This is a genomic window from Listeria monocytogenes (assembly GCF_900187225.1).
Classification (GTDB): Bacteria; Bacillota; Bacilli; order Lactobacillales; family Listeriaceae; genus Listeria; species Listeria monocytogenes.
The window spans coordinates 1,475,694-1,498,066 of the sequence record NZ_LT906436.1 but is presented as its reverse complement, the minus strand read 5'-3'; the positions used below and the strand labels follow the sequence as shown (position 1 = coordinate 1,498,066).

Sequence of the window (22,373 nt, the reverse complement as noted above, 5' to 3'; positions counted from 1 at the left end):
CTAAAAGTTTAGAAAGTGGTTCTTTTTTTATTGTTCGTTATCTTGGAAAAAAGGAAGGCGAATAGTAAATGAAGTACCTTTATTTGGTTCACTAGTCACCGTAATTGATCCATCGTGATATTCAATTAACTGCTTCACAATGGATAAGCCAATACCAGATTCGCCAAAAGCTGTATTTGTTCGAGACATATCTGCTTTATAAAACCTTTCCCAAATTTGTTCTAATTCCTCAGTATTCATACCAATCCCAGTATCTGTTATCGTTAAAACAGATTCTTTATAATCTTGTGTGCCAGTTAGAGTAATCTGACCATTTTCAGTAAATTGGACACTGTTTTTGACGATATTGATAAATACTTGTGTTAAACGATCGTAATCTGCGTAAATCGCCATGTCTTTATCAATAGCAACAGTAATAGTGTTACCTTTTTCGCTTGCTACATAATCGAGTTGTTCTTTGATTAACTCAAGGAATTCCTTACCGTTAAAACGTGTTTTTTGAAGCTTGATTTTGTTACTGCGTATTTTTTCATAATCTAAATTTTCATTGACTAGTTTCGTTAAACGTCTAGCTTCTGTATCAATGAGTGCTATGCAACGATCTGTTTCACTTTTTGGGATAATATCATTTACTAAACCTTCCGTGAGGCCACTAATCGTTGTGAGCGGGGTGCGCATTTCATGAGAAACATCAGCAATAAACTGGCGTCTCCGTTTCTCTTGTCGTTCAATTTCTTCTTGAGATGTTTCAAGGGTTTGTGTCATTTTATTGAAATCAATGGCGAGTGCACCAATTTCATCAAAATTATTTTCCTTCAAGCGAGCGTTGTAATTGCCTTGAATAACGTCTTTTGTCGCTGCTCGTAGTTTGTTGATTCGATTTACTTGTAGTTTGGACAAGATTGCGCTAAGAATAAGTGCTACCGTTATAGAAAGTAAAATAGTGTAGAACATATAGCGGTTAATCGTGCCAATTACTTGCTCCGTACCGCTAATGGGTGAATTCAGCACGATAGAACCGACAAATTTATCGCCATTCATTATTGGGACGTACACAATTGTCATTTCTTTGTTAAAGCGATTATCTATTTTCTTACTAACCGTTTCACCACTTTCAAGCTTTTTCTTATCATCCGCAGAAATAGAGAAATCCTTAGGTAAAGGCTGATTCATCTGTGTTGGATAAATGGTTTCGTCGTTGGCATTCTTGATTGTATAATGAATTTTTTTTACATCTAAAATTCGCTGATACGTGTTCAAAACTTGCATCGTTGCATCTTGTGGCGAATAACGAATATCCCTGGAAATCGTTTGCCCATAACTTGTTAAGTCATCTACTTGGCTTTGGTAAAAATAATCTTTTAATGAGTGGGAGACAAGCACCCCAATCATAATACAAGCAATGAGTAAAATGATAAATTGTGTGAAAAATAATTGGTAAGCATATTTAAATTTCATTTGCTTCATTCCGTTTCATCAAATTTGTAGCCAACACCCCAGACGGTGTGCAAAAATGGCTTTGTTTCGGTGGCGATTTTTTGGCGTAAACGTTTGATGTGAACGTCCACTGTGCGCTCATCTCCGTAGAACTGATAACCCCAAACTTGTTCCGGCAATTGTTCTCTTGAAAACACTTGTCGTGGATGTTGCATCAAAAAATATAGTAAATCGAATTCTTTAGGTGTTAGAGCATCAAGTAGCTCATCTTGATAAAAAATTTCGCGTGTGCGTTTACTAATTTTAAAATAAGTTGTTTCTAGGATATCTTCATTATTTTCTGTAGAAGTGGCACTATTTTTGCGGCGTGTAACAGCTTTAATTCGAGCCATTAAAGTAAGTGGGCTAAATGGTTTTGTTACATAGTCATCTGCGCCCATTTCGAGACCAAGCACTTGATCGGATTCTGACTCTTTAGCCGTTAAAATGATAATTGGCACATCGCTTACTTCACGGATTTTACGGCAAATGGTCATTCCGTCCATATTAGGAAGCATTAGGTCAATAATCGCAATATCATAATCATCTTTAAAAAACGCTTCATAACCCATTTTGGCATCATGAACAAATGTAGCATTAATTTCTTCTTTCATAAAGAACATTTCTATCATTTCACAGACACTTACATTATCTTCTATCATAAGTAATTTCATATTCTGTTCTCACTCCTCTTACTTTAAAACTAGCCTAATTAGACCTAATAATCAAGCCAAATTATTTTTTTCGCGAAAGTTTAAAATATGCATCATAGTTTGTTCATACTTTCTTCATAACTCCCCAGTAATCTTAGTGGAGTAGAAACCGAATGGAGGAAATCACATGAATTTTTTTAAGAGAGCATGGCTCAGCATGAAAGCGAGAAAAGGAAGATCTGTTTTACAATTAATTATTTTCACAGTCGTCTGTGTACTTATTTTATCAGGCTTTACCATTCAATCTGCCGCAGATAAAGCAAGCGAGTTGGCAAGAGAACAACTTGGCGGAACGGTAACACTGACTGTTGACCGAGAAAAACAAATGCAGGCAATGCGAGACGAGGCTGCAAGTAGTGACAGCAGTTCCACAGAATCCAAACCTCAATTTGAGAGCAGCCCGATAGATGTTAGTGATGCTAATGAATTAGCGAAATTAAATCATGTAGCAAGTTATAATTATTATTCTAGTACACAAGCTTTAGCATCCGGATTTGATCCAATTGAGTCTTCTGGAGATACATCTTCTTCCAGCGATGAAACATCCACAACAACCGAAACACAAGGACCAGGAGGCGGCCAAGGTGGACCGCAAATGGTAGATGCTGATTTAAGTATTAGTGGATTACTTGATTCTGCAACTAGCACTGATTTTGAAGCAGGAACTAGTGAATTAACAAGTGGTGTGGCAATTACTTCCGCTGACAAAGATAAAAATGTAGCTATGGTAGAAGAAAATTTAGCAGAAGAAAATGATTGGAAAGTTGGCGATTCTTTCACTGTCACATCTAGTGATGGCAATACCAAAGTAACATTAAAAATCGTTGGTATTTATAAAACAACAGATTCTGGAAGTGATATGGCACAAAACTTCTCTTTCCTAAATCCTTATAATAAAGTATATGTTCCTTATACAGTAGCTAATACAATTAAGGGTTCCAACTATAAAAACACGGTAGACTCAGCTGTTTATACAATGGATGATGCGGCTAATATTTCTGCTTTTGAAAAAGAAGCGAAAAAAGTTGATAGCATTGATTGGGATACATTTAAATTAGATGCCAATGATACACTTTACCAACAAATGATTGGACCAATTAACAGTGTCGCATCTTTCTCTAAAAATGTTGTCTATATTGTCAGCATTGCCGGAGCGCTCATCTTAGGTTTACTTGTAATGATGCAAGTACGCGATCGCAAATACGAAATGGGCGTACTTCTAGCTATCGGTGAAAAACGTGGTAAATTAATCGCGCAATTCTTTGTTGAAATTTTAATTGTAGCTCTAGTCTCCTTTGGGTTAGCTGCTGCAAGTAGTCATTATGTAGCGCAATTAGCTGGAAATCAATTACTGGCACAACAAAATTCATCTACTAACGAAACAACGACTTCCACAGAAAACCGTGGTCCTGGTGGTGGCGGCCAAGGCGGTCCGGGTGGATTTGGTGAGAGTGTGAGCAACTTGACGAAAAACACGGAACAAATCAAAGAATTAGACATTCAAGTAACATTAGAAGATATGCTAAAAATGGGCGGAATTGGGATCGGAATTGCCTTTATCTCTGTTCTTTTACCAGCTGCACTCGTTCTTCGTATGAATCCAAAAACAATTCTAACTAAACAGGAGTAGGTGACGATATGACCAAAGTATTAACGTTTGAAAATATTTCTTATTGGTATAAAACGAAAGACGAATCGATTTTAAATGATATCAATTATGATTTTGAAGCTGGTGTTTTTTACACGGTAGTCGGAAGTTCCGGCTCAGGGAAAACAACCTTTTTATCCCTTGCAGGAGGGCTCGATACGCAAAAAGAGGGTGATATCTATTATAAAGGTAGTTCACTTAAAAGCATTGGCCTACAACAATTTAGAAATAAATATGTCTCGATTGTTTTCCAAAGCTATAATTTGTTAACATATATGACCGCTCTTCAAAATGTAACGACTGCAATGGAAATTACCCATGTAAATCAACCAGATAAAAAGGCCTTTGCACTGAGTATGCTAGAAAAAGTGGGCATCACAGAAGAAATGGCGCGGCAAAAAGTATTGACGTTAAGTGGTGGGCAACAACAACGGGTTTCGATTGCTCGAGCCCTTTGCTGCGAAACAGAATTGATTGTAGCAGATGAGCCGACTGGGAATTTGGATGAACGTACTAGTAAAGAAGTAGTTACCTTATTCCAAGATTTAGCTCACAAAGAAGGTAAATGCGTTATTATGGTGACACATGATCCTGAGATTGCAAAAGTATCAGATGTAAAACTAACACTTAAAAATGGAAGCTTTGTTGAAAAGAAACAATCAACGAATAGTCTAATAAACAGTTGACATTTAGCCATCCGTTCTTTATAATTTAGTTTATTGTTGAATAGAAATTGATACATGATAGGAATATGATTTTGGTTTCCACGTGATTAGAGAGTTTTCCCATGGCTGGAAGGAAAACCACGCTAGTTCCAAAATTGCTCTCCCATTAGATGATCCGTCTTATCCACGTTAACAGATAACTGAAGAGGTAATGATACAAAGTCTATATCATTGCAAACAGGGTGGTACCGCGATTTCACCAAAATCGTCCCTGTGAGCAATCATATGGGCTTTTTTTGTTGTAAAACCAAAAGGAGGAAATAAAAAATGAAACAATTATCAAGCGCTGAAGTAAGACAGTTATTTTTAGATTTCTTTAAAGAAAAAGGGCATACTATCGAACCTAGTGCACCACTTGTACCAAATAATGATCCAACAATTCTTTGGATTAACAGTGGTGTAGCAACCATGAAAAAATACTTTGACGGTTCCGTTATTCCGGATAATCCAAGAATGGCGAACGCTCAAAAATCCATCCGTACAAATGACATTGAAAACGTCGGTAAAACAGCGCGTCATCATACATTCTTTGAAATGCTAGGAAACTTTTCTATCGGTGATTATTTTAAAGAAGGGGCGATTGTTTTTGCTTGGGAATTCCTAACGAGCCCTAAATGGATTGGTTTTGATCCAGATAAATTGTATGTGACTGTGTATCCAGAAGATGAAGAAGCGAAAACGTTATGGCGCGAAAAAATTGGTTTGAGTGATGATCATATCGTCGAAATTGAAGATAATTTCTGGGATATCGGTATTGGACCAAGTGGCCCAGACAGCGAAATTTTCTATGACCGTGGACCTGCTTTCGGTGACGATGCAAGTGATCCAGAATTATATCCAGGTGGAGAAAATGAGCGTTATTTAGAAATCTGGAACTTAGTATTTTCCCAGTTTAACCATAATCCAGATGGAACATACACACCGCTTCCAAAACAAAACATTGATACAGGGATGGGGCTTGAACGGATGGTTTCCATCATCCAAGACGCACCAACTAACTTTGAAACAGATTTGTTTATGCCAATTATTCGTGAAGTTGAACAAATCGCTGGTGTGAAATATGGCCATTCACAAGAAAATGATGTGGCATTTAAAGTAATCGCTGACCATATTCGTACTGTAGCTTTTGCAATCGGTGACGGTGCTTTACCATCCAACGAAGGACGCGGATATATTTTACGTCGTTTACTTCGCCGTGCTGTTCGTTATGCAAAAGTTCTAACAATCAACGAACCATTTATGTACAAATTAGTACCAGTAGTTGGGAAAATCATGAATAGTTTCTATCCAGAAGTAGAAAACCAAACATACTTTATCCAAAAAGTTATTCGCACGGAAGAAGAACGTTTCCACGAAACATTAAACGAAGGTCTAGCAATTTTGGAAACAATCCTAAAAACTGCGAAAGAAACGAACGAACAAGTTATCAAAGGCGCAGACATTTTCAAATTATATGATACATTCGGTTTCCCAGTGGAATTGACGGAAGAATATGCGGAAGATCATGGCTTAAAAGTGGATCACGCTGGCTTCGAAGCAGAAATGAAAGAACAACGTGCTCGTGCTCGTGCTGCTCGTGCTGATGTGAAATCTATGCAAGTGCAAGGCGAACTGCTTGCTAATTTAACCGAAAAAAGTGCATTTGTTGGCTACAACTCAACAGAGCACGTTTCAGAAATCTTGTATTTAATCCAAAATGACACCCTTGTTGACGAGGTAGCTGCTGGAAACGAAGCGCAAGTTATATTCAAAGAAACACCATTTTATGCAGAAAGCGGCGGACAAGTTGCTGACAAAGGAACAATCGAGAGCGAAACGGGTCTTGCTTATGTAGAAGATGTACAAAAAGCGCCAAACAAACAAAATTTACATCGTATTTCTGTCAAAGAAGGCGTATTAAAAACAGGCGACACAGTGAAACTTGCTGTCGATAGGGTAAAACGTCGCGAAACAATCAAAAACCATACAGCCACACACCTTTTACACCGTGCATTAAAAGATACATTAGGCGAACATGTTAACCAAGCTGGCTCTCTTGTTTCCCCGGATCGTTTGCGCTTTGACTTCTCTCATTTTGGTCAAATTACAGAAGAAGAACTAACAAAAATGGAAGAAATCGTGAATGAAAAAATCTGGGAACAAATCAATGTTGTAATTGAAGAAATGCCTATAGCGGAAGCAAAAGAACTTGGCGCTATGGCACTATTCGGCGAAAAATACGGTGATATTGTACGAGTTGTACAAGTAGGCAAATACAGCATTGAACTATGTGGTGGTGTCCATGTTCGTAATACAGCTGATATTGGTCTATTCAAAATTGTATCCGAAACAGGTATCGGAGCAGGAACTAGACGTATCGAAGCTGTTACTGGAAAAGAAGCATATCGCTTTGTAACAGAACAAGAAAATACATTAAAACAGGCAGCAAGTCTACTAAAAACAACAACTAAAGAAACTCCACAAAAAGTAGAACTATTACAAGCTGACTTGCGCGAAGTGAAACGTGAGAACGAATCATTATTAAGCAAATTGGCAAGTGCAGCAAGCGCTGATATTTTTGAATCACCAGAAGAAATTGGTGGCGTCAAAGTGATTGCAAAACAAGTGAATGCAAAAGACATGAACCAATTACGTCAATTTGTGGATAACTGGAAAGATAAAAAAATTGGTGGAATTCTTGTTTTAGGCGCTGTTCAAGGCGATAAAGTAAACTTAATCTCCGCAGTCTCTGAAGAAGCAATCAAAGCAGGTTACCACGCAGGTAAATTATTAAAAGAAGTGGCAACACGATGCGGCGGTAACGGTGGTGGACGCCCTGACATGGCTCAAGCTGGCGGTAAAAATCCAGCAGAACTCAGAACTGCCCTTGATTACGTTTCTACTTGGGTAAAAGAACAACAAGCATAAATTTCATCAAAGCGCCTCATTTTTCTTTGTTATTTCCGTTCACATAGTGTAAAATGAAAGGAGATACATGAAGGAATGAGGTGCTTCGATTATGGATTCAAAAGATCAAACAATGTTTTACAACTTCGGCGATGATTCAATTGAAGAAGATGTAAAAAAATTAATGAAACAAGTCTACGTTGCTCTTGAAGAAAAAGGCTATAATCCCGTAAATCAAATCGTTGGCTATTTACTTTCAGGCGATCCAGCTTATATTCCTCGTCACAAGGATGCTAGAAGTATGATACGTCGTTTAGAACGAGATGAAATTATCGAGGAACTTGTCAAAGCGTATCTGAAAAATAACGAAATTGGTGAGAAATGAGAATAATGGGTTTAGATGTCGGCTCGAAAACAGTCGGCGTAGCGATAAGTGATCCACTTGGTTGGACCGCGCAAGGTGTGGAAACAATTCAGATTGACGAGAATAGAAAGCAATTCGGCTATGACCGCGTAAAAGAGCTAGTGCTTGAATATGAAGTGGAAAAAGTCGTAGTTGGGCTTCCTAAGAATATGAATAACACCATAGGACCTCGTGCTGAAAGTTCTAAAATATATGCTGAAGTACTTGAGGCGAGAATCGGTTTGCCTGTTGTGCTTTGGGATGAACGTTTGACCACTTCTGCCGCTGAAAGAACTTTGATTGAAGCAGATGTTTCGCGTAAAAAACGAAAAGAAGTAATTGATAAGTTAGCTGCAGTAATGATTTTACAGTCCTATTTGGACACTACTAATTAATTTGAGGTGAATTTAATGGCAGAAGAACATAACCATAATCATGAAGAAGAAAATATTATTTGGATTACAAACGAAGAAGGAAAAGAAGAAGCTTACGAAATTCTTTTTGACTTTGATTCCGAAGACTTTGACAAATCTTACGTATTATATTTCCCAGCAGGTAAAGGGGAAGACGAAGAAATCGAAATCCTTGCATCTAGCTATATCCAAGATGAAGAAGGTAAACAAGGTCAACTTAAACCTGTTGAAACAGATGAAGAATGGGATATGATTGAAGAAATCCTTGCTACATTCCTAGCTGACGAAGACGAAGAATAATATTAAAAAAGCATGTCCTGACAAAAACTGTCAAGACATGCTTTTTATTTTGCGTTTCTAGCACGTTTATTCCATACTTTGTAAGCAAGGTAGACAACGATGGCAATAACTAAAGCTAACATTAAATAGCTTATTGGTCGCGTATATTTTTCCACGACGCTCCAATTAGAAGCTAAGGAATAACCAAGCCATGTAAGAAAAATGTTCCACGGAATACAACCTAAAATCGTGTATATAATAAATTTCCACACATTCATTTTCGCAATGCCGGCGGGTAACGAAATAAATGTCCGAATAACTGGTAATACGCGGCCGAAAAATACAGCTCTTGCTCCGTAACGACCGAACCAAAGTTCTGCTTTATCTAGGTGTTTTACATTTAAGAAAATATACTTCCCAAATTTCAGGACTAAAGCTCTACCGCCGAATTTACCTATGTAATAAGCAATCAGTGAACCTACTAAGTTACCAGAAATCCCAGCAAAGACAACGAGCCAAAAATTTAATTTCCCAGCTTCCGCCATAAATCCACCAAATAGCATAATGACTTCACTAGGTAGCGGAATACAAACACTTTCAATCAGCATTCCGAGGAAAATTCCCCAGTGACCAAGTGAATCTACTAACCACATCGTGAAATCTTGCAAACTTTGTATTAACGTATGTAACATCCAAAAGACTCCTTCAATATTTAATTAATTGGCAGAAGCAAGTCTTTGACTGATTCTGTCTTGTTCGTTAAATCACGCTATTTATTATACCGAAAAAACATAAAAACGTCACTTTTTAAGAAAATTTTCCGTATTGAATAGCATTTTTTTATGATAATCGGTATAATAGATTAGAATTGTTTTCAATGAAATGAGGTCTAAAATGAAGAATACAAAAGGTAAGAAGATTACAATTATTATTTCTATTATTATTTTAATTTTAGTGATTGCAACTTTTTCAGGTTATTATTATGTAAAATCGCAACTAGAACCAAAAGATGAAGCAAGCAAAGAGAAAATCACCGTTGAAATCCCAGCAGGCTCTAGTATCTCAGACATTTCTACCATTTTAGAAGATAAAAAAGTAATTAATAATGCTTCTATTTTCTCGTTTTATGTAAAATATAATAATGATACAAATTTAAAAGCGGGAAATTATGAATTAAGCCCCGCAATGAACACGGATCAAATCGTTAAAAAAATGCAAGAAGGAAAAACGGTGGCACCTGCCAAACTAGTCATTCCAGAAGGCTACACGTTAGACCAAATTGCTGATAGAATTGTTGCTTATCAACCAAAACTAAAAAAAGCAGATGTACTTAAAACAATGGATGATCCCGAATTTGTTGCTTCTATGATTAAAGCATATCCAGAAACGGTAACTAATGATGTGTTAAATAAATCTATTAAACATCCATTAGAAGGTTATTTATACCCAGCTACGTACACTTTCAAAGGAACAGATGTATCTGCAGAACAAATTATTACAGAGATGGTCAAAGCAACAGATGTAAACATTGCCAAGTACCGTGATGAACTAACAAAACAAAAAATGTCCGTACACAAATTCTTAACGATGTCTTCCATTATCGAAAAAGAAGCAACTGAAAACGTAGATCGCAAAATGATTGCTAGTGTATTTTATAATCGTTTAGCAAAAGATATGCGCTTGCAGACAGATCCAACTGTTCTTTATGCGCTTGGTGAACACAAAAGTAAAACGACTTACAAAGATTTAGAAGTCGATTCACCATACAACACATACAAAAACAATGGATTACCACCAGGTCCAATTTCAAATAGTGGAGACTCTTCGATGGAAGCAGCACTTTATCCAGAAAAAAGTGATTACCTATACTTCTTAGCAAATACAAAAACTGGTAAAGTATACTTCTCTAAAACATTAGAAGAGCACAATAAACTAAAAGAAGAGCATATTACGAAAAATAATTAAAACAACCACTTGTCAGAAGCATGTTTAGCATGTTTTTGGCAGGTGCTTTGTTTGTTAAGATAGGGGATCACTAGCAGTGAATGATATTATTCATGATTATTTATTAAAAAACATTCCTAAGAGCAGTCCTTTTTTTGAAGAATTAGAGGCGTATGCGAAGGAAAATGAAGTACCGATTATGGAACCAGATTCTTTGTACTGCTTATTACAGATTTTAGATATCCAAAAACCAAAGCGCATATTGGAGCTTGGGACGGCCATTGGTTACTCCGCTTTAAAAATGGCAGATAAACTTCCTGATGCAGAGATTATCACGGTTGAGCGCGACGAAGAACGATATAAGCAAGCAATACATAATATTCAGCGCTACGGGGCTAATGACAGAGTGAAAGTTTTATTAACAGATGCTATTGAAGGAGCTGAAGAAATTTTGGCTCACGGTCCATTTGACGCAATCTTTATTGATGCAGCCAAAGCGCAATATGAGAAATTTTTCCATATTTATACCGATTCTTTAGCTGAAAATGGCGTTATTTATAGTGATAATGTTCTTTTTAAAGGGTTAGCGCTAGATATGACACCAGAAAAACAACGCAAATTACGTGTTGCTAGGAAAATGCGCCATTTTAACGATTTTTTAGTGACGCATCCTGATTTTGAAACAACGACCATTCCGCTAGGGGACGGCCTATCTATTTCCAAAAGAAAGAAAACTGGAGGCGTATCATGACAAAAAAACCAATCGTAGTCGGCGTAACTGGCGGTTCAGGTTCTGGTAAAACTAGTGTAACGAAAGCCATTTGTGATCATTTTAGCGGGCACTCGATTTTGATGATTGCTCAAGATGTCTATTATCACGATCAAGCCAATATTAGTTTTGAAGATAGATTAAAAGTAAATTATGATCATCCACTAGCTTTTGATACGGATTTACTTATTTCACATATTGCCGCACTGCGTCGCTACGAAACCATAGAAAAGCCGATTTATGATTATGCCAAATATACGCGAAAAACAGAAGTAGAAATCCAAGAACCTAGAGAAGTTATTATTTTAGAAGGAATTTTAATTTTAGAAGATAAACGCCTTAGGGATTTAATGGATATTAAAGTATATGTGGATACCGATGATGATATTCGTTTTATTCGCAGACTTTTACGCGATATGAAAGAACGTGGTCGGACAATGGATTCCGTTATCGAGCAATATCTTTCTGTTGTTAAGCCAATGCACAACGAATTCATCGAACCAACGAAAAAATTTGCCGATATTATTATTCCAGAAGGCGGAGAGAATCACGTAGCAATCGACTTAATGACAACAAAAATTGAATCCATCTTGCAAAAACATGTTTAAACAACAGGTATCACTTGTCAAATAGAGAAAATTAAGGTAAAATTTTCCTAGTAAAAAGAGAGACAATTGCTTGCTATTTCTAGCGTGGCATGTTAATCTTTCTGACGAGTAGTAATATTTTTGATGAAGGTGCGGAGCGATATCTCCGTGCTTTTCTATACAATAATGAACAAACAAAAAGGAGCGAAATCGATTGGCGACAGAAAAAGTATTTCCAATGACCCTAGATGGGAAAGCAAAATTAGAAAATGAATTACAAGAATTAAAGACAGTAAAACGTAAAGAAGTAGTAGAACGGATTAAAATTGCCCGTAGTTTTGGTGACTTATCGGAGAACTCCGAGTATGATTCCGCAAAAGACGAACAAGCTTTTGTTGAAGGTCGTATCACTACTATTGAAAATATGATTCGTAACGCACAAATCATTGATGCAGCAGAAGCGCATAATGGTTTAGTAACACTAGGAAACACAGTTACTTTCATTGAACTACCAGACGGAGAAGAAGAAACTTATACCATCGTAGGTAGCGCTGAAGCAGACCCGTTTGAAGGTAAAATTTCTAATGATTCTCCAATTGCCAAAGGTTTACTTGGGCATAAAGAAGGGGAAGAAGTAACTATCCAAACACCAGCTGGTGACATGAGCGTTAAAATCGAAAAAATCACTGCATCTTAATATTATCGGATGTTTTTATACAGCGGTTACTTATAAGGTGGTGAATGCAAATGGCAGACAAACGACAATCAAATAACCGTCGAATTAAACAAAACTTGGTGGAAGGATCCCGCTCCCAGCAAAATACAAAACGAAAAAAGACTAATTTAGTTTTAAACGTTTTAATTATCGTGGTAAGCTTACTTATCATTGGTAGTTTGTATTTTGTGCTGTTTAAAACAGAGAGCGACCCCGCACAACAAGAAAACAAAACGGCATCTTCCACTGTGAAAAAAGAAGATGCCGCTAAATCATCCGAAAAGAAAAAAGATTCTTCAGATGATAAGACAACTGAAACAACCGAAAGCGATGATCCCAATGTAGCGAAAGTTATTACAAAAGATTGGAAACCTATTGGTACAGAACAAACCGGTGATCATGTGAATTCGTACAGTTCCACAAGTGTAGACTGGCAAGAAAAACGTAAAGCTTTTTCTGTAGCAACAGATATCCCAGTCTCAAATACATCGCTTTGGTTTGTAGAGCAAGGAGCTGATCCTGCGACACAAGCAATTGGTACACTTTCTACTAAAGAAAACCCGGACAAAGCATATCGTGTTTATATTACCTGGGTTGACGGTGAAGGATGGCAACCTACCAAAGTAGAAGAGCTTAAAACAAACGACAAAAGATAAAAGCACAGAAGTTAGCTCTTAACGACTGTGCTTTTTTGGAGGTTACATAATGACAATTGGTATTATCGGAGCAATGGAAGAAGAAGTAGAACTTTTAAAAAATAGCATGTCGAGCGTAGAAGAAATTGTAATTGGCGGAGCTAAATTTTACATTGGCGAAATTGCTAGCAAAGAAGTAGTGCTTTTAGAGTCTGGTATCGGTAAAGTAAATGCCGCACTGGGAACAACTCTTATGGCAGATCGCTTTAAACCAGAAGTAATCATTAATACTGGCTCTGCTGGAGGTATGGCTGAAGGTTTAGCTGTTGGCGATGTTATTATTTCTGACCGACTAGCTTACGGCGATGTAGATGTAACGGAATTTGGTTACACATACGGACAAGTCCCAAGAATGCCAGCATTTTATCAAGGAGACGCTGTACTTCTTAAAAAAGCGGAAACCATTTACCGTGAATATTTTGCTACAAGCGAAAACAAAGCGGTATATGGACTTGTTGTTACGAATGATTCTTTTATTATGCGTCCTGATCAGCATGAAAAAATTCGCACTTTTTTTCCAGATGTGAAAGCAGTTGAAATGGAAGCGGCGGCAATTGCCCAAGTTGCTTATCAATTTGATATTCCATTCTTAATTATTCGTGCTATTTCAGATTTAGCTAACCAAGAAGCAACTATTTCATTTGATGAATTTATTCACTTAGCAGCGAAACAATCCGCAACTTGTATCATCGAATTGCTTAAAACAATTTAAAAAAAGCCTGGAGTTTTTAAGCTCCAGGCTTTTTTTATTTTACGTATTCTTCTGTTAAAGTAAGGAAATCTTCCACATCTTTGGCTGCCAGAGCAACTGCTTCTTCCCAGAAGTCAGCTTTACGTAAGTCAACTCCTAGATGTTTTTCGGCAAGTTGTTCGGTCGTCATGGAGCCAGTGTCTTGTAGTAGCGCAATGTACTTATCTTCATAACTAGCGCCTTCTGCTTGAGCTTTATGGTAAATACCAAGCGAGAACAAGTAACCAAAAGTATACGGGAAGTTATAAAACGGTACATCGGCAATATAAAAATGGAGTTTAGAAGCCCAGAACTGTGGATGATACTCATCTAAGGCATCCAAATACGCTTCTCGTTGTGCTTCTTCCATCAAGGAATTAAGTCTATCAACGGAAACTACGCCTTGTTTGCGTGCTTCATAGAAATTACATTCGAAAATAAAGCGAGCATGAATATTCATAAAGAAAGCAATGCTACGACCAATTTTATCTTCCAGTAACGTAATTTTTTCTTCTTTTGTTTTAGCATCTTTTACAGACGCATCGGCAATAATCATTTCCGCAAAAGTAGAAGCAGTTTCTGCAACGTTCATAGCATAATCAGTGTTTTCAAAAGGTTCATCGCGAATCACGTGTGAATGGAATGCGTGCCCAAGCTCGTGAGCAAGAGTAGCGACTGTACCTGGAGCTCCATCATACGTCATGAAAATGCGACTTTCTTTTTCAACAGGGAAGTCTGTACAAAAACCACCAGGACGTTTATTATCACGGTCTTCAGCTTCAATCCAACCTTTTTCAAAAGCGGATTGTGCGAAGTTTGCCATTTTTGGGCTGAATTTATTAAATTGCTCAATGATAAATTCTGCGCCTTCTTGATACGTATATTTCTTAGGTTTACTTGAAAATACAAGAGGAGCTTCTACATCATAAAAACTTAATTTTTCAAGGCCAAGTAATTTCGCTTTTCTATCTAAGAATCGAACAAAAGTAGGCTTGTTCGTTTGGATAACATTCCACATAGATTTTAACGTTTGTTCATCTAAACGATTAATTGCCAGTGGCTCATCTAGGATATTATCCCATTTACGAATATCATATGTAGCTAAGCGGAATCCAGATAAATGATTTAACGTATCGCTAAATAAACGAGATTCTTCTTGCCATACACGTGTGTATTCTTTGAAAACTGCCTGGCGAACTGCGCGATCAGGGTGATTTAATAAGTTTAGCGCTTGACCGGCAGAAACATCTTTTTCTTCTCCGTCAATAGTAACGTGCATGCGAAGTTTACCAACAATGGTATCGTAATGGTCAGACCAACCACGATAACCATCGACCGCTAAAGAATTAATGGCTGCTTCTTGTTCTTTACTCCCTTTTTTACGACGATTCGTACGTGCCTCACTTAAAATAAAGCTAATTTGCGATAAACCATTTTGTTCCATTAATTCATCCCAAACGCGGTCAGAAACTTGCGCGAATTTATCATGCCATTCATCTTCAGCTGTAGCTAGGGTTGCAACATATTGATAAATTAATGCTGAAAGTTCATTTGCGCGCGTATCATTGATATCAGCGGAAGCAAGACATTCTAAAAAAGAACCTGCTGTGAGTAAAATTTTAGAGATATCTGCGTTTTGGTTCACTAGTAGTAAAAATTCTGCAGAGGCTTCCACATTTTCAGGAACATCCCACTCCGAAACATTTACGACAAAGCTGTCTAAATCAGCTTTTACCTCTTGAAGCGTTTGTTGTAATTCTTCAGAGCCGCTGCCACCAGCATATATATTTTCTAAATCCCATGTTAGTGAATAATCTTTTGACATTTGTTTACCTCCTTAAAAATAACGTTTCCTTTCATATTATAGCATTTTTCTAAGGTTTTTTTGTAAAATAAGCAGAAAGATGGTAAAATTTATAGATTATTAGTCTAATTGAATGTATGATAGAATAGACTGTACTAAATAAAAGAATGAGGTGCCAATACGTGTTAAAGCAATTCTCACCAGATAAAATGTTGAATACTCCATTTGGAATAACAGCAGCGCAACTTCGCAAAATGGGAAAGACTACTATTTTGACAGATCTTGATAATACGCTGCTTGCATGGGATCAACTAGACGCAACGGATGAAGTTATCAACTGGTTTACTATATTGAAAGAAGAAGGAATCAAAGTAATGATTTTTTCTAACAATAACGAAGAACGAGTTGCTCGTGTGGCAAAAGCAATTGATGTTCCTTATTTAGCGCGGGCAAAAAAGCCCTTAGGCGCTAATTTTCGCTGGGCATTAAAAGAAATGGATGCGACACCAGAAGAAACTGTGATGATTGGGGATCAAATTATGACAGATATATTCGGTGGAAACCGTCAAAAATTAACAACTATTTTTGTTCGCCCTGTAAAACAAACAGATGGTATGGCGACAAAATTAAATCGAATGATGGAAAGCGTTATTTTAAAACGATTAGCAAAGAAAAACCAAATTAAGTGGGAGGAATCACTTTGACAGAAGAAGTTAGATGTATTGGTTGTGGCGCGGTTATTCAAACAGAAGACCCTGATAAAATCGGCTATGCACCAAAATCATCCCTGAACAATGAGCAAGTTATTTGTAAAAGATGCTTTCGTCTAAAGCATTACAATGAAATTCAAGATGTTGCGCTAACAGATGATGATTTTCTACGCATTTTAAATCAAATTAGTTCGAAACAAGCCTTAATTGTCTATGTAGTAGATATTTTTGATTTTGATGGTAGTTGGTTGCCTGGACTTCCTCGTTTTGCAGGAAGCAATCCGGTATTACTTGTCGGTAACAAAGAAGATGTGTTACCAAAATCATTAAAACGCGATAAGTTGACACGTTGGATGAGAACACGTGCCAAAGAGCAAGGCTTAGCGGCGACAGATGTCGTACTAGTCAGCGCTGAAAAAGGCCACGGTTTTGATACCCTTTTAGAGAAAATTGATGAATTACGCAATGGGCAAGATGTGTATGTTGTCGGTTGTACAAATGTTGGTAAATCAACGCTTATCAATCGGATTATTAAACAAGCATCCGGAGAAAACAATGTGATTACGACATCACAATTTCCGGGAACAACGCTTGATAAAATTGAAATCCCATTAGCAGATGGCAATGTGCTTGTTGACACACCTGGAATTATCAATCACCATCAAATGGCACACTTCATTGATACAACAACATTAAAAGCTATTACACCTAAAAAAGAAGTTAAACCAGCAGTCTTCCAATTAAATGAAGAACAAACCCTATTTTTAGGCGCGCTTGCTCGCTTAGATTACGTATCAGGTGGTCGTAAATCGCTAGTTGTTTATGTATCCAACAATTTACCGATTCACCGGACGAAATTAGAAAAAGCAGAGGCATTATATGAGAAACAGGCTGGACTAGTACTTCAACCGCCAACTGAAGAAGATATGAAAACTCTACCTAAACTCGTGCCATATTCCTTTACTGTAAAAGAAAAAGCAGATATTGTCTTTTCTGGACTTGGCTGGGTGACAATCCCAGAAGGTGGCGCGAAAGTAACTGCCTGGGTTCCAGAAGGCGTGAGCGCAACTATCCGGACATCACTCGTTTAAAACTAAGGAGGCCTGTCATTTGGAAAAATATGTTGTTATCGGAAATCCAATTCGTCACTCGTTATCACCAGCTATGCAAAATCGGATTTTCCAAGAACTTGGAATGAACGCGGAGTATAACTCTGTTTTAATAGAAGAAGACGCTTTTGAAACAGAAATCAAAAAATTAATGGATTCTGGAGTGCGTGGCTTTAATATTACAACACCATTTAAAGAGCGTATTTTACCATTTTTAGATGAATTAGAGGATCTTGCAGCAGCTTCTGGCGCAGTGAATACTGTGCTAAAAAAAGAGGACAAATGGTACGGATTTAATACAGATGGCAAAGGCTACTTAGAAGGATTAGAAGAAATCCGCTCAATTACAAAAGATGATTCTATTTTAATCACTGGTGCGGGTGGTGCAAGTAAGGCGATTTACCTAGCACTCTCAACTCACACCGATGCTAAAATAACCGTTGCCAATCGTACAACGGAAAAAGCGATAGAAATGACGAAAGATAATAATAACCATCACGCTATCACACTAGAAGAAGCAGAAAAGCAATTGGCTGATTTTACGATTATCATTCAAACAACATCTATTGGTCTAGAAGCTTCCAAAAACAAAAGTCCAATTTCGCTGGCTAATGTAAAACAAGGAACGATTTGTTCTGACATTATTTATAACCCAGCCGAAACAGCTTTTTTAAAAGAAGCAAAGAAAAATGGAGCAATTACCCAAAATGGCTTACCGATGTTTGTTAATCAAGGGGCACTTGCCTTTGAAATATGGACTGGGATAAAACCAGAGCGATCACTGATGAAAGAAGCAGTACTCGAACAATTAGGAGGAAACTAATGTTAACAGCTACACAAAAACGTTTTTTAAGAAAAGAAGCGCATAATATCCAACCAATTTTCCAAGTAGGAAAAGGAAGCGTATCACCAAACTTAATCATCCACGTGAAAGAAGCACTAGAAGCAAGAGAATTAATTAAAATCTCGATTCTGCAAAACTGTGAAGAAGATAAACAAACCGTTGCAGAAAAAATTAGCGCTCGTTCAGGCGCGGAGATCGTTCAAGTAATTGGTAGAACGATTATTCTATACAAAACTTCTGTAAATAAACAACAAATTAAATTGCCATAAATCTGGAGGAACCTTCGATGAAACATAAAGTCGGTATCTTAGGTGGGACGTTTGATCCGCCGCATTTAGCACACCTCCGCATGGCAGAAGAGGCCAAGAAGCAACTGGAGTTAGAGAAAATTCTTTTTCTACCTAATAAAATTCCGCCTCATAAACATATCAGTGGTATGGCTTCAAGTAATGAGCGTGTAGAAATGCTTCAATTAATGATAGAAGGTATAGATTCTTTTGAAATTGATACACGCGAACTCATGCGCACGGGAAAGTCCTATACGTATGATACAATGCGTGATATGATAAGCGAACAGCCGGATACAGATTTTTATTTCATTATCGGCGGAGACATGGTAGAATATTTGCCAAAGTGGTATCATATAGATGACTTAGTAAAAATGGTGACCTTCGTTGGGGTGAATCGCCCACTTTATCAACCAGAAGTTCCGTATGATGTCGTTAAAATCGACATGCCGAAAACAACAATTTCTTCCACAGAAATTAGGAATGATATCGAACACGCTGAAGCCTTTTTACCAGAAAAAGTATGGTCATATATAAAGGAGCATCAACTTTATGGAAAGAAATGAAGTGCTAAAAAAAGTAGAAGCAGCTATGCCTAATGCTCGATTTAAACACACTTTAGGCGTAGAAAAAGCAGCAGTAGAACTTGCAGAACATTATCATATGGATGTAGAAAAAGCACGAATAACCGCTTTGTTACATGATTATGCCAAGTACTATGACGATGATAAAGCGAGAAAAATCATCGAGGACGAGGGTTATGATCCGCGTTTGCTTTCTTTTCATCATTCGCTGTGGCACGCTCCAGTTGGCGCATATCTGGCAGAAAAAGAATTTGGTATCACGGATACAGAAATACTAGAAGCGATTCGTCTGCATACGACAGGAAGCGCAACGATGTCTGATTTCGATAAACTTATTTACTTAGCCGACTACACCGAACAAGGAAGAACATTTCCTGGCGTGTATAAGGCGCGTAGACTAGCACTTAAATCACTGGACGAAGCAATGTTATTCGCTTTATCGAATACAATTACGCACTTGGTCAAAAAGCAACAATTGGTTTTTCCAGATACACTGGATGCCTACAATTATTTTGTTAATTTAAATTTGGAAGGAGACTATTAATAATTTGAACAGTTACGATACATTAATGCTGACCGCTAAGGCAGCAGACGATAAAAGAGCAGAGGATATTTTAGCACTAGACATGAAGGGGTTATCAAGCTTTGCGGATTATTTTGTAATCTGTCACGGTAATTCAGACAAACAAGTGCAAGCAATCGCTCGTGAAATTAAAGAAAAAGCTTTAGAAAACCAAGTAGATGTAAAACGTTTAGAAGGTTTTGATGCAGCACAATGGATTTTAATCGACTTAGGTGATGTTATTATCCACGTGTTCCATAAAGAAGAACGTTCTTACTATAACTTAGAAAAACTTTGGGGAGATGCGCCACTCGTGGACGTTTCCGCTGCGTTTATTTCTTAATAAAAAACAGAACAGGCGGGGAATTCTCGTCTGTTTTTTTAAGGAGAAATGACTATGAGTTACGAATATTTTCCAGGTTTCTATGATAGATTAATGGATTCCGAACTTTATGATGAATGGCTAGAATTTTCTGCTGATTTTATTGGAGATGCGCCTAAAAAAGTACTTGATTTGGCTTGTGGAACAGCTGAATTCGCGCTACGATTAAGTTTTTCCGGTCATCAAGTTACTGGTGTAGATTTATCAAAAGAAATGGTTGCAGTTGCTAAAGAAAAAGTAGCGGCAGCTGAAATCGATTTACCGATTATAGAACAAGATATGTCCAAATTAGCATTAAAGCAAACGTTTGATGTAGTTACATGCTTCTGTGATTCACTTAATTATTTGGAAACAGAACAAGCTCTTGAAGCTACGATTCAAGCAGTTTCAGCGCATTTAGAACCAAATGGTTTGTTTTTATTTGACGTACATTCCGTCTTTAAAATAGAGCAAGGGTTTAAAGATTATTCTTATGGAGATAGCGATGAAGAAATTTCGACGATTTGGAATTCATTTCCTGGTGAACATCCACACTCCATCGAACATGAACTTACCTTCTATATTTTAGGCGAAGATGATACATATAACCGTGTGGATGAACTTCATAAAGAGCGGACCTATCCGATTGCTACTTATGAAAATTTGTTAAAAAAATTTGGTTTTACGAAAATTGATATTTATGCTGATTTCAGTCATGAAAAACCCAATAAAACGAGCGAAAGAATCTTTTTCGCAGCAAGAAAGTAATTTTTCATTATTACTTTCTTTTTTTGTGCGATTTTCACCTTAAGCTATCAAAAAGGATTTTGTCCTTGCATGGCGAATAGTATATTAAGGACGGTGATATGGATGGTGGAATTAGTAAAAAAATACAAGAATTATATCTTAATAGGTATTGCTATTCTTTGTGCTGGTTTAGTTTATATTTGGATACCAGATGGTAAAACAGATACAGTTACTGCTAATCCAACAGCAACCAAAGAAGAAAAGCCAGGGAAGGAAGAAGTGAAATTACCGAATTACGTCTATATTGATATTAAAGGAGCCATACGGACACCAGGTGTGTATAAATTGCCCGTAGATGCTAGAGTTCAAGATGTAGTGAAAACCGCTGGAGGGCTTACAGATGAAGCTGATAGCGGTAAATTAAACCTAGCTGAAAAACTAAAAGACGAGATGAGTATTTATGTTTACAAAAAAGGAGAAGAAGGTCCAACATTACAAGGAGCTAGCGCAGAAGAAACAACTAGCAATCTTGAAAAAACTAATATTAATAGCGCAAATAAGGCCGATTTACAACAAGTCCCAGGAATTGGAGAGTCAAAAGCTACAGCGATAATAGAGTACCGAGAAAAAGAAGGTTTGTTTCAAACAATAGAAGATTTAAAAAACGTTTCAGGTATTGGCGAAAAAACAGTAGAGAAATTAAAAGAATATTTGGATGTTAATTAATAAAAGTGGTTGACGAACTTCCTGCTAAACACCTATACTAATATTTATCAAATCATAAGGGAGTTTTTAATGTGCAAAGAATCGCATGGGATCAGTTTTTTATGGCGCAAAGTCATCTAATATCATCAAGGAGCACGTGTACACGCCTAATGGTAGGTGCGACGATAGTTCGAGATAAACGTATTATAGCGGGCGGATATAATGGCTCCATCGCTGGTGGCGATCATTGTGCAGAACACGGCTGTTATGTTGTAGACGGTCACTGCATCCGAACAATACATGCAGAGATGAACGCGATTTTACAATGTGCTAAATTTGGTGCTACGACAGATAAAGCAGAATTATATGTCACACATTTCCCTTGTCTTGCTTGTACAAAATCCATTATTCAAGCAGGAATAAAGAAAGTGTATTTCGCTAAAGACTACAAAAATCATCCGTACGCTCTAGAATTATTTAACATTGCTGGCGTCGAATTACAAAAAGTCGAATTTGATGAATCTGTTCTCCAAGTAAACAATTGGAACGGGGAAAAAATGCATACTTTAGTAAAAGAAGCCGCAGTGGAAGTAAATATCGACCCAGAAAAAGCAGAACAACTTTATCAAAGCATCTCAGAGAAATTAAACTAAATAAGGAGGGAACGTTATCGAGCG

26 protein-coding genes are annotated in these 22,373 nt (G+C 37.2%); 22 read left to right on the top strand and 4 right to left on the bottom strand.

Annotated features, from left to right (window positions below; all coding sequences use genetic code 11):
* Positions 1-27 precede the first annotated feature (27 nt).
* Positions 28-1,467 carry a two component system sensor histidine kinase PieS gene (gene pieS / locus CKV70_RS07650; protein ID WP_010990146.1) on the bottom strand — a complete coding sequence of 480 codons (1,440 nt, stop codon included), beginning with the start codon at positions 1,465-1,467 and terminating at the stop codon, positions 28-30.
* Positions 1,464-2,150 (bottom strand): two component system response regulator PieR, encoded by a 687-nt coding sequence (gene pieR, locus CKV70_RS07645; RefSeq protein ID WP_014930949.1) that lies wholly within the window; start codon positions 2,148-2,150, stop codon positions 1,464-1,466. The genes pieS and pieR overlap by 4 nt, the downstream gene beginning before the upstream one ends.
* Positions 2,151-2,316: 166 nt before the next feature.
* Between pieR and CKV70_RS07640 the strand changes: the two genes are divergently transcribed.
* The 6 genes from CKV70_RS07640 (at position 2,317) to CKV70_RS07615 (ending at position 8,564) form a co-directional block, all read left to right on the top strand.
* Positions 2,317-3,819 (top strand): ABC transporter permease, encoded by a 1,503-nt coding sequence (locus tag CKV70_RS07640; protein WP_014600846.1) that lies wholly within the window; start codon positions 2,317-2,319, stop codon positions 3,817-3,819.
* 8 nt (positions 3,820-3,827) lie between these two features.
* Positions 3,828-4,523, top strand: a complete 696-nt coding sequence (locus tag CKV70_RS07635) for an ABC transporter ATP-binding protein (RefSeq protein ID WP_003723691.1) — start codon at positions 3,828-3,830, stop codon at positions 4,521-4,523.
* 306 nt (positions 4,524-4,829) lie between these two features.
* On the top strand, positions 4,830-7,469 hold the full coding sequence (alaS, locus tag CKV70_RS07630) for an alanine--tRNA ligase (protein WP_014600845.1): 2,640 nt from the start codon (positions 4,830-4,832) through the stop codon (positions 7,467-7,469).
* A gap of 91 nt (positions 7,470-7,560) precedes the next feature.
* On the top strand, positions 7,561-7,833 hold the full coding sequence (reoM, locus tag CKV70_RS07625) for an IreB family regulatory phosphoprotein ReoM (protein WP_003719797.1): 273 nt from the start codon (positions 7,561-7,563) through the stop codon (positions 7,831-7,833).
* A complete protein-coding gene (ruvX, locus tag CKV70_RS07620; protein WP_003730148.1) occupies positions 7,830-8,246 on the top strand; it encodes a Holliday junction resolvase RuvX in 417 nt (138 codons plus the stop codon). Before reoM ends, ruvX begins: the two co-directional genes overlap by 4 nt.
* A 15-nt stretch (positions 8,247-8,261) precedes the next feature.
* A complete protein-coding gene (locus CKV70_RS07615; protein WP_003722010.1) occupies positions 8,262-8,564 on the top strand; it encodes a DUF1292 domain-containing protein in 303 nt (100 codons plus the stop codon).
* A 44-nt stretch (positions 8,565-8,608) separates the two neighbouring features.
* On the opposite strand, the gene CKV70_RS07610 is transcribed toward CKV70_RS07615, so the two are convergent.
* Complete coding sequence (locus CKV70_RS07610) at positions 8,609-9,235, bottom strand: DedA family protein (RefSeq protein WP_014930948.1); 627 nt, start codon at positions 9,233-9,235, stop codon at positions 8,609-8,611.
* A 202-nt stretch (positions 9,236-9,437) separates the two neighbouring features.
* Between CKV70_RS07610 and mltG the strand changes: the two genes are divergently transcribed.
* The 6 genes from mltG to CKV70_RS07575 all read left to right on the top strand — a co-directional run bounded on the left by mltG (position 9,438) and on the right by CKV70_RS07575 (position 13,965).
* Positions 9,438-10,508 (top strand): endolytic transglycosylase MltG, encoded by a 1,071-nt coding sequence (mltG, locus tag CKV70_RS07605; RefSeq protein ID WP_003722008.1) that lies wholly within the window; start codon positions 9,438-9,440, stop codon positions 10,506-10,508.
* Between the two features lie 76 nt (positions 10,509-10,584).
* The gene (locus tag CKV70_RS07600; RefSeq protein WP_014600844.1) at positions 10,585-11,238 is read left to right on the top strand and encodes an O-methyltransferase; all 654 of its coding nucleotides are present in this window, start codon (positions 10,585-10,587) and stop codon (positions 11,236-11,238) included.
* Entirely contained in the window at positions 11,235-11,864 is a 630-nt protein-coding gene (udk, locus tag CKV70_RS07595; protein ID WP_003732602.1) for a uridine kinase, read from the top strand. The genes CKV70_RS07600 and udk overlap by 4 nt, the downstream gene beginning before the upstream one ends.
* Before the next feature lie 193 nt (positions 11,865-12,057).
* On the top strand, positions 12,058-12,540 hold the full coding sequence (gene greA, locus CKV70_RS07585; protein WP_003722004.1) for a transcription elongation factor GreA: 483 nt from the start codon (positions 12,058-12,060) through the stop codon (positions 12,538-12,540).
* 50 nt (positions 12,541-12,590) lie between these two features.
* The gene (locus CKV70_RS07580) at positions 12,591-13,214 is read left to right on the top strand and encodes a YrrS family protein (RefSeq protein ID WP_014600843.1); all 624 of its coding nucleotides are present in this window, start codon (positions 12,591-12,593) and stop codon (positions 13,212-13,214) included.
* Between the two features lie 49 nt (positions 13,215-13,263).
* Complete coding sequence (locus CKV70_RS07575; protein WP_014600842.1) at positions 13,264-13,965, top strand: 5'-methylthioadenosine/adenosylhomocysteine nucleosidase; 702 nt, start codon at positions 13,264-13,266, stop codon at positions 13,963-13,965.
* A gap of 34 nt (positions 13,966-13,999) precedes the next feature.
* On the opposite strand, the gene CKV70_RS07570 is transcribed toward CKV70_RS07575, so the two are convergent.
* A complete protein-coding gene (locus CKV70_RS07570; protein WP_014600841.1) occupies positions 14,000-15,808 on the bottom strand; it encodes a M3 family oligoendopeptidase in 1,809 nt (602 codons plus the stop codon).
* 161 nt (positions 15,809-15,969) lie between these two features.
* On the opposite strand from CKV70_RS07570, the gene CKV70_RS07565 reads away from it, so the two are divergent.
* From CKV70_RS07565 to CKV70_RS07520, 10 genes are all read left to right on the top strand, one after another.
* Positions 15,970-16,491 carry a YqeG family HAD IIIA-type phosphatase gene (locus tag CKV70_RS07565; RefSeq protein WP_003722000.1) on the top strand — a complete coding sequence of 174 codons (522 nt, stop codon included), beginning with the start codon at positions 15,970-15,972 and terminating at the stop codon, positions 16,489-16,491.
* Positions 16,488-17,588 carry a ribosome biogenesis GTPase YqeH gene (yqeH, locus tag CKV70_RS07560; protein ID WP_010990141.1) on the top strand — a complete coding sequence of 367 codons (1,101 nt, stop codon included), beginning with the start codon at positions 16,488-16,490 and terminating at the stop codon, positions 17,586-17,588. Before CKV70_RS07565 ends, yqeH begins: the two co-directional genes overlap by 4 nt.
* A 19-nt stretch (positions 17,589-17,607) precedes the next feature.
* Positions 17,608-18,429: a shikimate dehydrogenase gene (gene aroE / locus CKV70_RS07555; protein ID WP_014600840.1), complete on the top strand. Its 822-nt coding sequence runs from the start codon at positions 17,608-17,610 to the stop codon at positions 18,427-18,429.
* A complete protein-coding gene (gene yhbY / locus CKV70_RS07550; protein WP_003721997.1) occupies positions 18,429-18,719 on the top strand; it encodes a ribosome assembly RNA-binding protein YhbY in 291 nt (96 codons plus the stop codon). The genes aroE and yhbY overlap by 1 nt, the downstream gene beginning before the upstream one ends.
* A gap of 17 nt (positions 18,720-18,736) precedes the next feature.
* Positions 18,737-19,303 (top strand): nicotinate-nucleotide adenylyltransferase, encoded by a 567-nt coding sequence (locus CKV70_RS07545; RefSeq protein WP_014600839.1) that lies wholly within the window; start codon positions 18,737-18,739, stop codon positions 19,301-19,303.
* Complete coding sequence (yqeK, locus tag CKV70_RS07540; protein ID WP_003721995.1) at positions 19,290-19,865, top strand: bis(5'-nucleosyl)-tetraphosphatase (symmetrical) YqeK; 576 nt, start codon at positions 19,290-19,292, stop codon at positions 19,863-19,865. The genes CKV70_RS07545 and yqeK overlap by 14 nt, the downstream gene beginning before the upstream one ends.
* Before the next feature lie 4 nt (positions 19,866-19,869).
* Entirely contained in the window at positions 19,870-20,226 is a 357-nt protein-coding gene (gene rsfS / locus CKV70_RS07535; RefSeq protein WP_003721994.1) for a ribosome silencing factor, read from the top strand.
* A 54-nt stretch (positions 20,227-20,280) separates the two neighbouring features.
* The gene (locus CKV70_RS07530) at positions 20,281-21,012 is read left to right on the top strand and encodes a class I SAM-dependent DNA methyltransferase (RefSeq protein WP_003721993.1); all 732 of its coding nucleotides are present in this window, start codon (positions 20,281-20,283) and stop codon (positions 21,010-21,012) included.
* A 102-nt stretch (positions 21,013-21,114) separates the two neighbouring features.
* Positions 21,115-21,717, top strand: coding sequence for a helix-hairpin-helix domain-containing protein (locus CKV70_RS07525; RefSeq protein WP_012951631.1), 603 nt, complete (start codon positions 21,115-21,117; stop codon positions 21,715-21,717).
* A gap of 71 nt (positions 21,718-21,788) precedes the next feature.
* Complete coding sequence (locus CKV70_RS07520; protein WP_003721991.1) at positions 21,789-22,349, top strand: ComE operon protein 2; 561 nt, start codon at positions 21,789-21,791, stop codon at positions 22,347-22,349.
* The last annotated feature ends 24 nt before the right edge of the window (positions 22,350-22,373 follow it).

Bases quoted from the DNA above. Each gene is read 5' to 3' on its own strand.
- pieS (WP_010990146.1), bottom strand. From the start codon at position 1,467: ATGAAGCAAATGAAATTTAAATATGCTTACCAATTATTTTTCACACAA.
- pieR (WP_014930949.1), bottom strand. From the start codon at position 2,150: ATGAAATTACTTATGATAGAAGATAATGTAAGTGTCTGTGAAATGATA.
- CKV70_RS07640 (WP_014600846.1), top strand. From the start codon at position 2,317: ATGAATTTTTTTAAGAGAGCATGGCTCAGCATGAAAGCGAGAAAAGGA.
- CKV70_RS07635 (WP_003723691.1), top strand. From the start codon at position 3,828: ATGACCAAAGTATTAACGTTTGAAAATATTTCTTATTGGTATAAAACG.
- alaS (WP_014600845.1), top strand. From the start codon at position 4,830: ATGAAACAATTATCAAGCGCTGAAGTAAGACAGTTATTTTTAGATTTC.
- reoM (WP_003719797.1), top strand. From the start codon at position 7,561: ATGGATTCAAAAGATCAAACAATGTTTTACAACTTCGGCGATGATTCA.
- ruvX (WP_003730148.1), top strand. From the start codon at position 7,830: ATGAGAATAATGGGTTTAGATGTCGGCTCGAAAACAGTCGGCGTAGCG.
- CKV70_RS07615 (WP_003722010.1), top strand. From the start codon at position 8,262: ATGGCAGAAGAACATAACCATAATCATGAAGAAGAAAATATTATTTGG.
- CKV70_RS07610 (WP_014930948.1), bottom strand. From the start codon at position 9,235: ATGTTACATACGTTAATACAAAGTTTGCAAGATTTCACGATGTGGTTA.
- mltG (WP_003722008.1), top strand. From the start codon at position 9,438: ATGAAGAATACAAAAGGTAAGAAGATTACAATTATTATTTCTATTATT.
- udk (WP_003732602.1), top strand. From the start codon at position 11,235: ATGACAAAAAAACCAATCGTAGTCGGCGTAACTGGCGGTTCAGGTTCT.
- CKV70_RS07580 (WP_014600843.1), top strand. From the start codon at position 12,591: ATGGCAGACAAACGACAATCAAATAACCGTCGAATTAAACAAAACTTG.
- CKV70_RS07575 (WP_014600842.1), top strand. From the start codon at position 13,264: ATGACAATTGGTATTATCGGAGCAATGGAAGAAGAAGTAGAACTTTTA.
- CKV70_RS07570 (WP_014600841.1), bottom strand. From the start codon at position 15,808: ATGTCAAAAGATTATTCACTAACATGGGATTTAGAAAATATATATGCT.
- yhbY (WP_003721997.1), top strand. From the start codon at position 18,429: ATGTTAACAGCTACACAAAAACGTTTTTTAAGAAAAGAAGCGCATAAT.
- CKV70_RS07545 (WP_014600839.1), top strand. From the start codon at position 18,737: ATGAAACATAAAGTCGGTATCTTAGGTGGGACGTTTGATCCGCCGCAT.
- yqeK (WP_003721995.1), top strand. From the start codon at position 19,290: ATGGAAAGAAATGAAGTGCTAAAAAAAGTAGAAGCAGCTATGCCTAAT.
- CKV70_RS07530 (WP_003721993.1), top strand. From the start codon at position 20,281: ATGAGTTACGAATATTTTCCAGGTTTCTATGATAGATTAATGGATTCC.
- CKV70_RS07525 (WP_012951631.1), top strand. From the start codon at position 21,115: ATGGTGGAATTAGTAAAAAAATACAAGAATTATATCTTAATAGGTATT.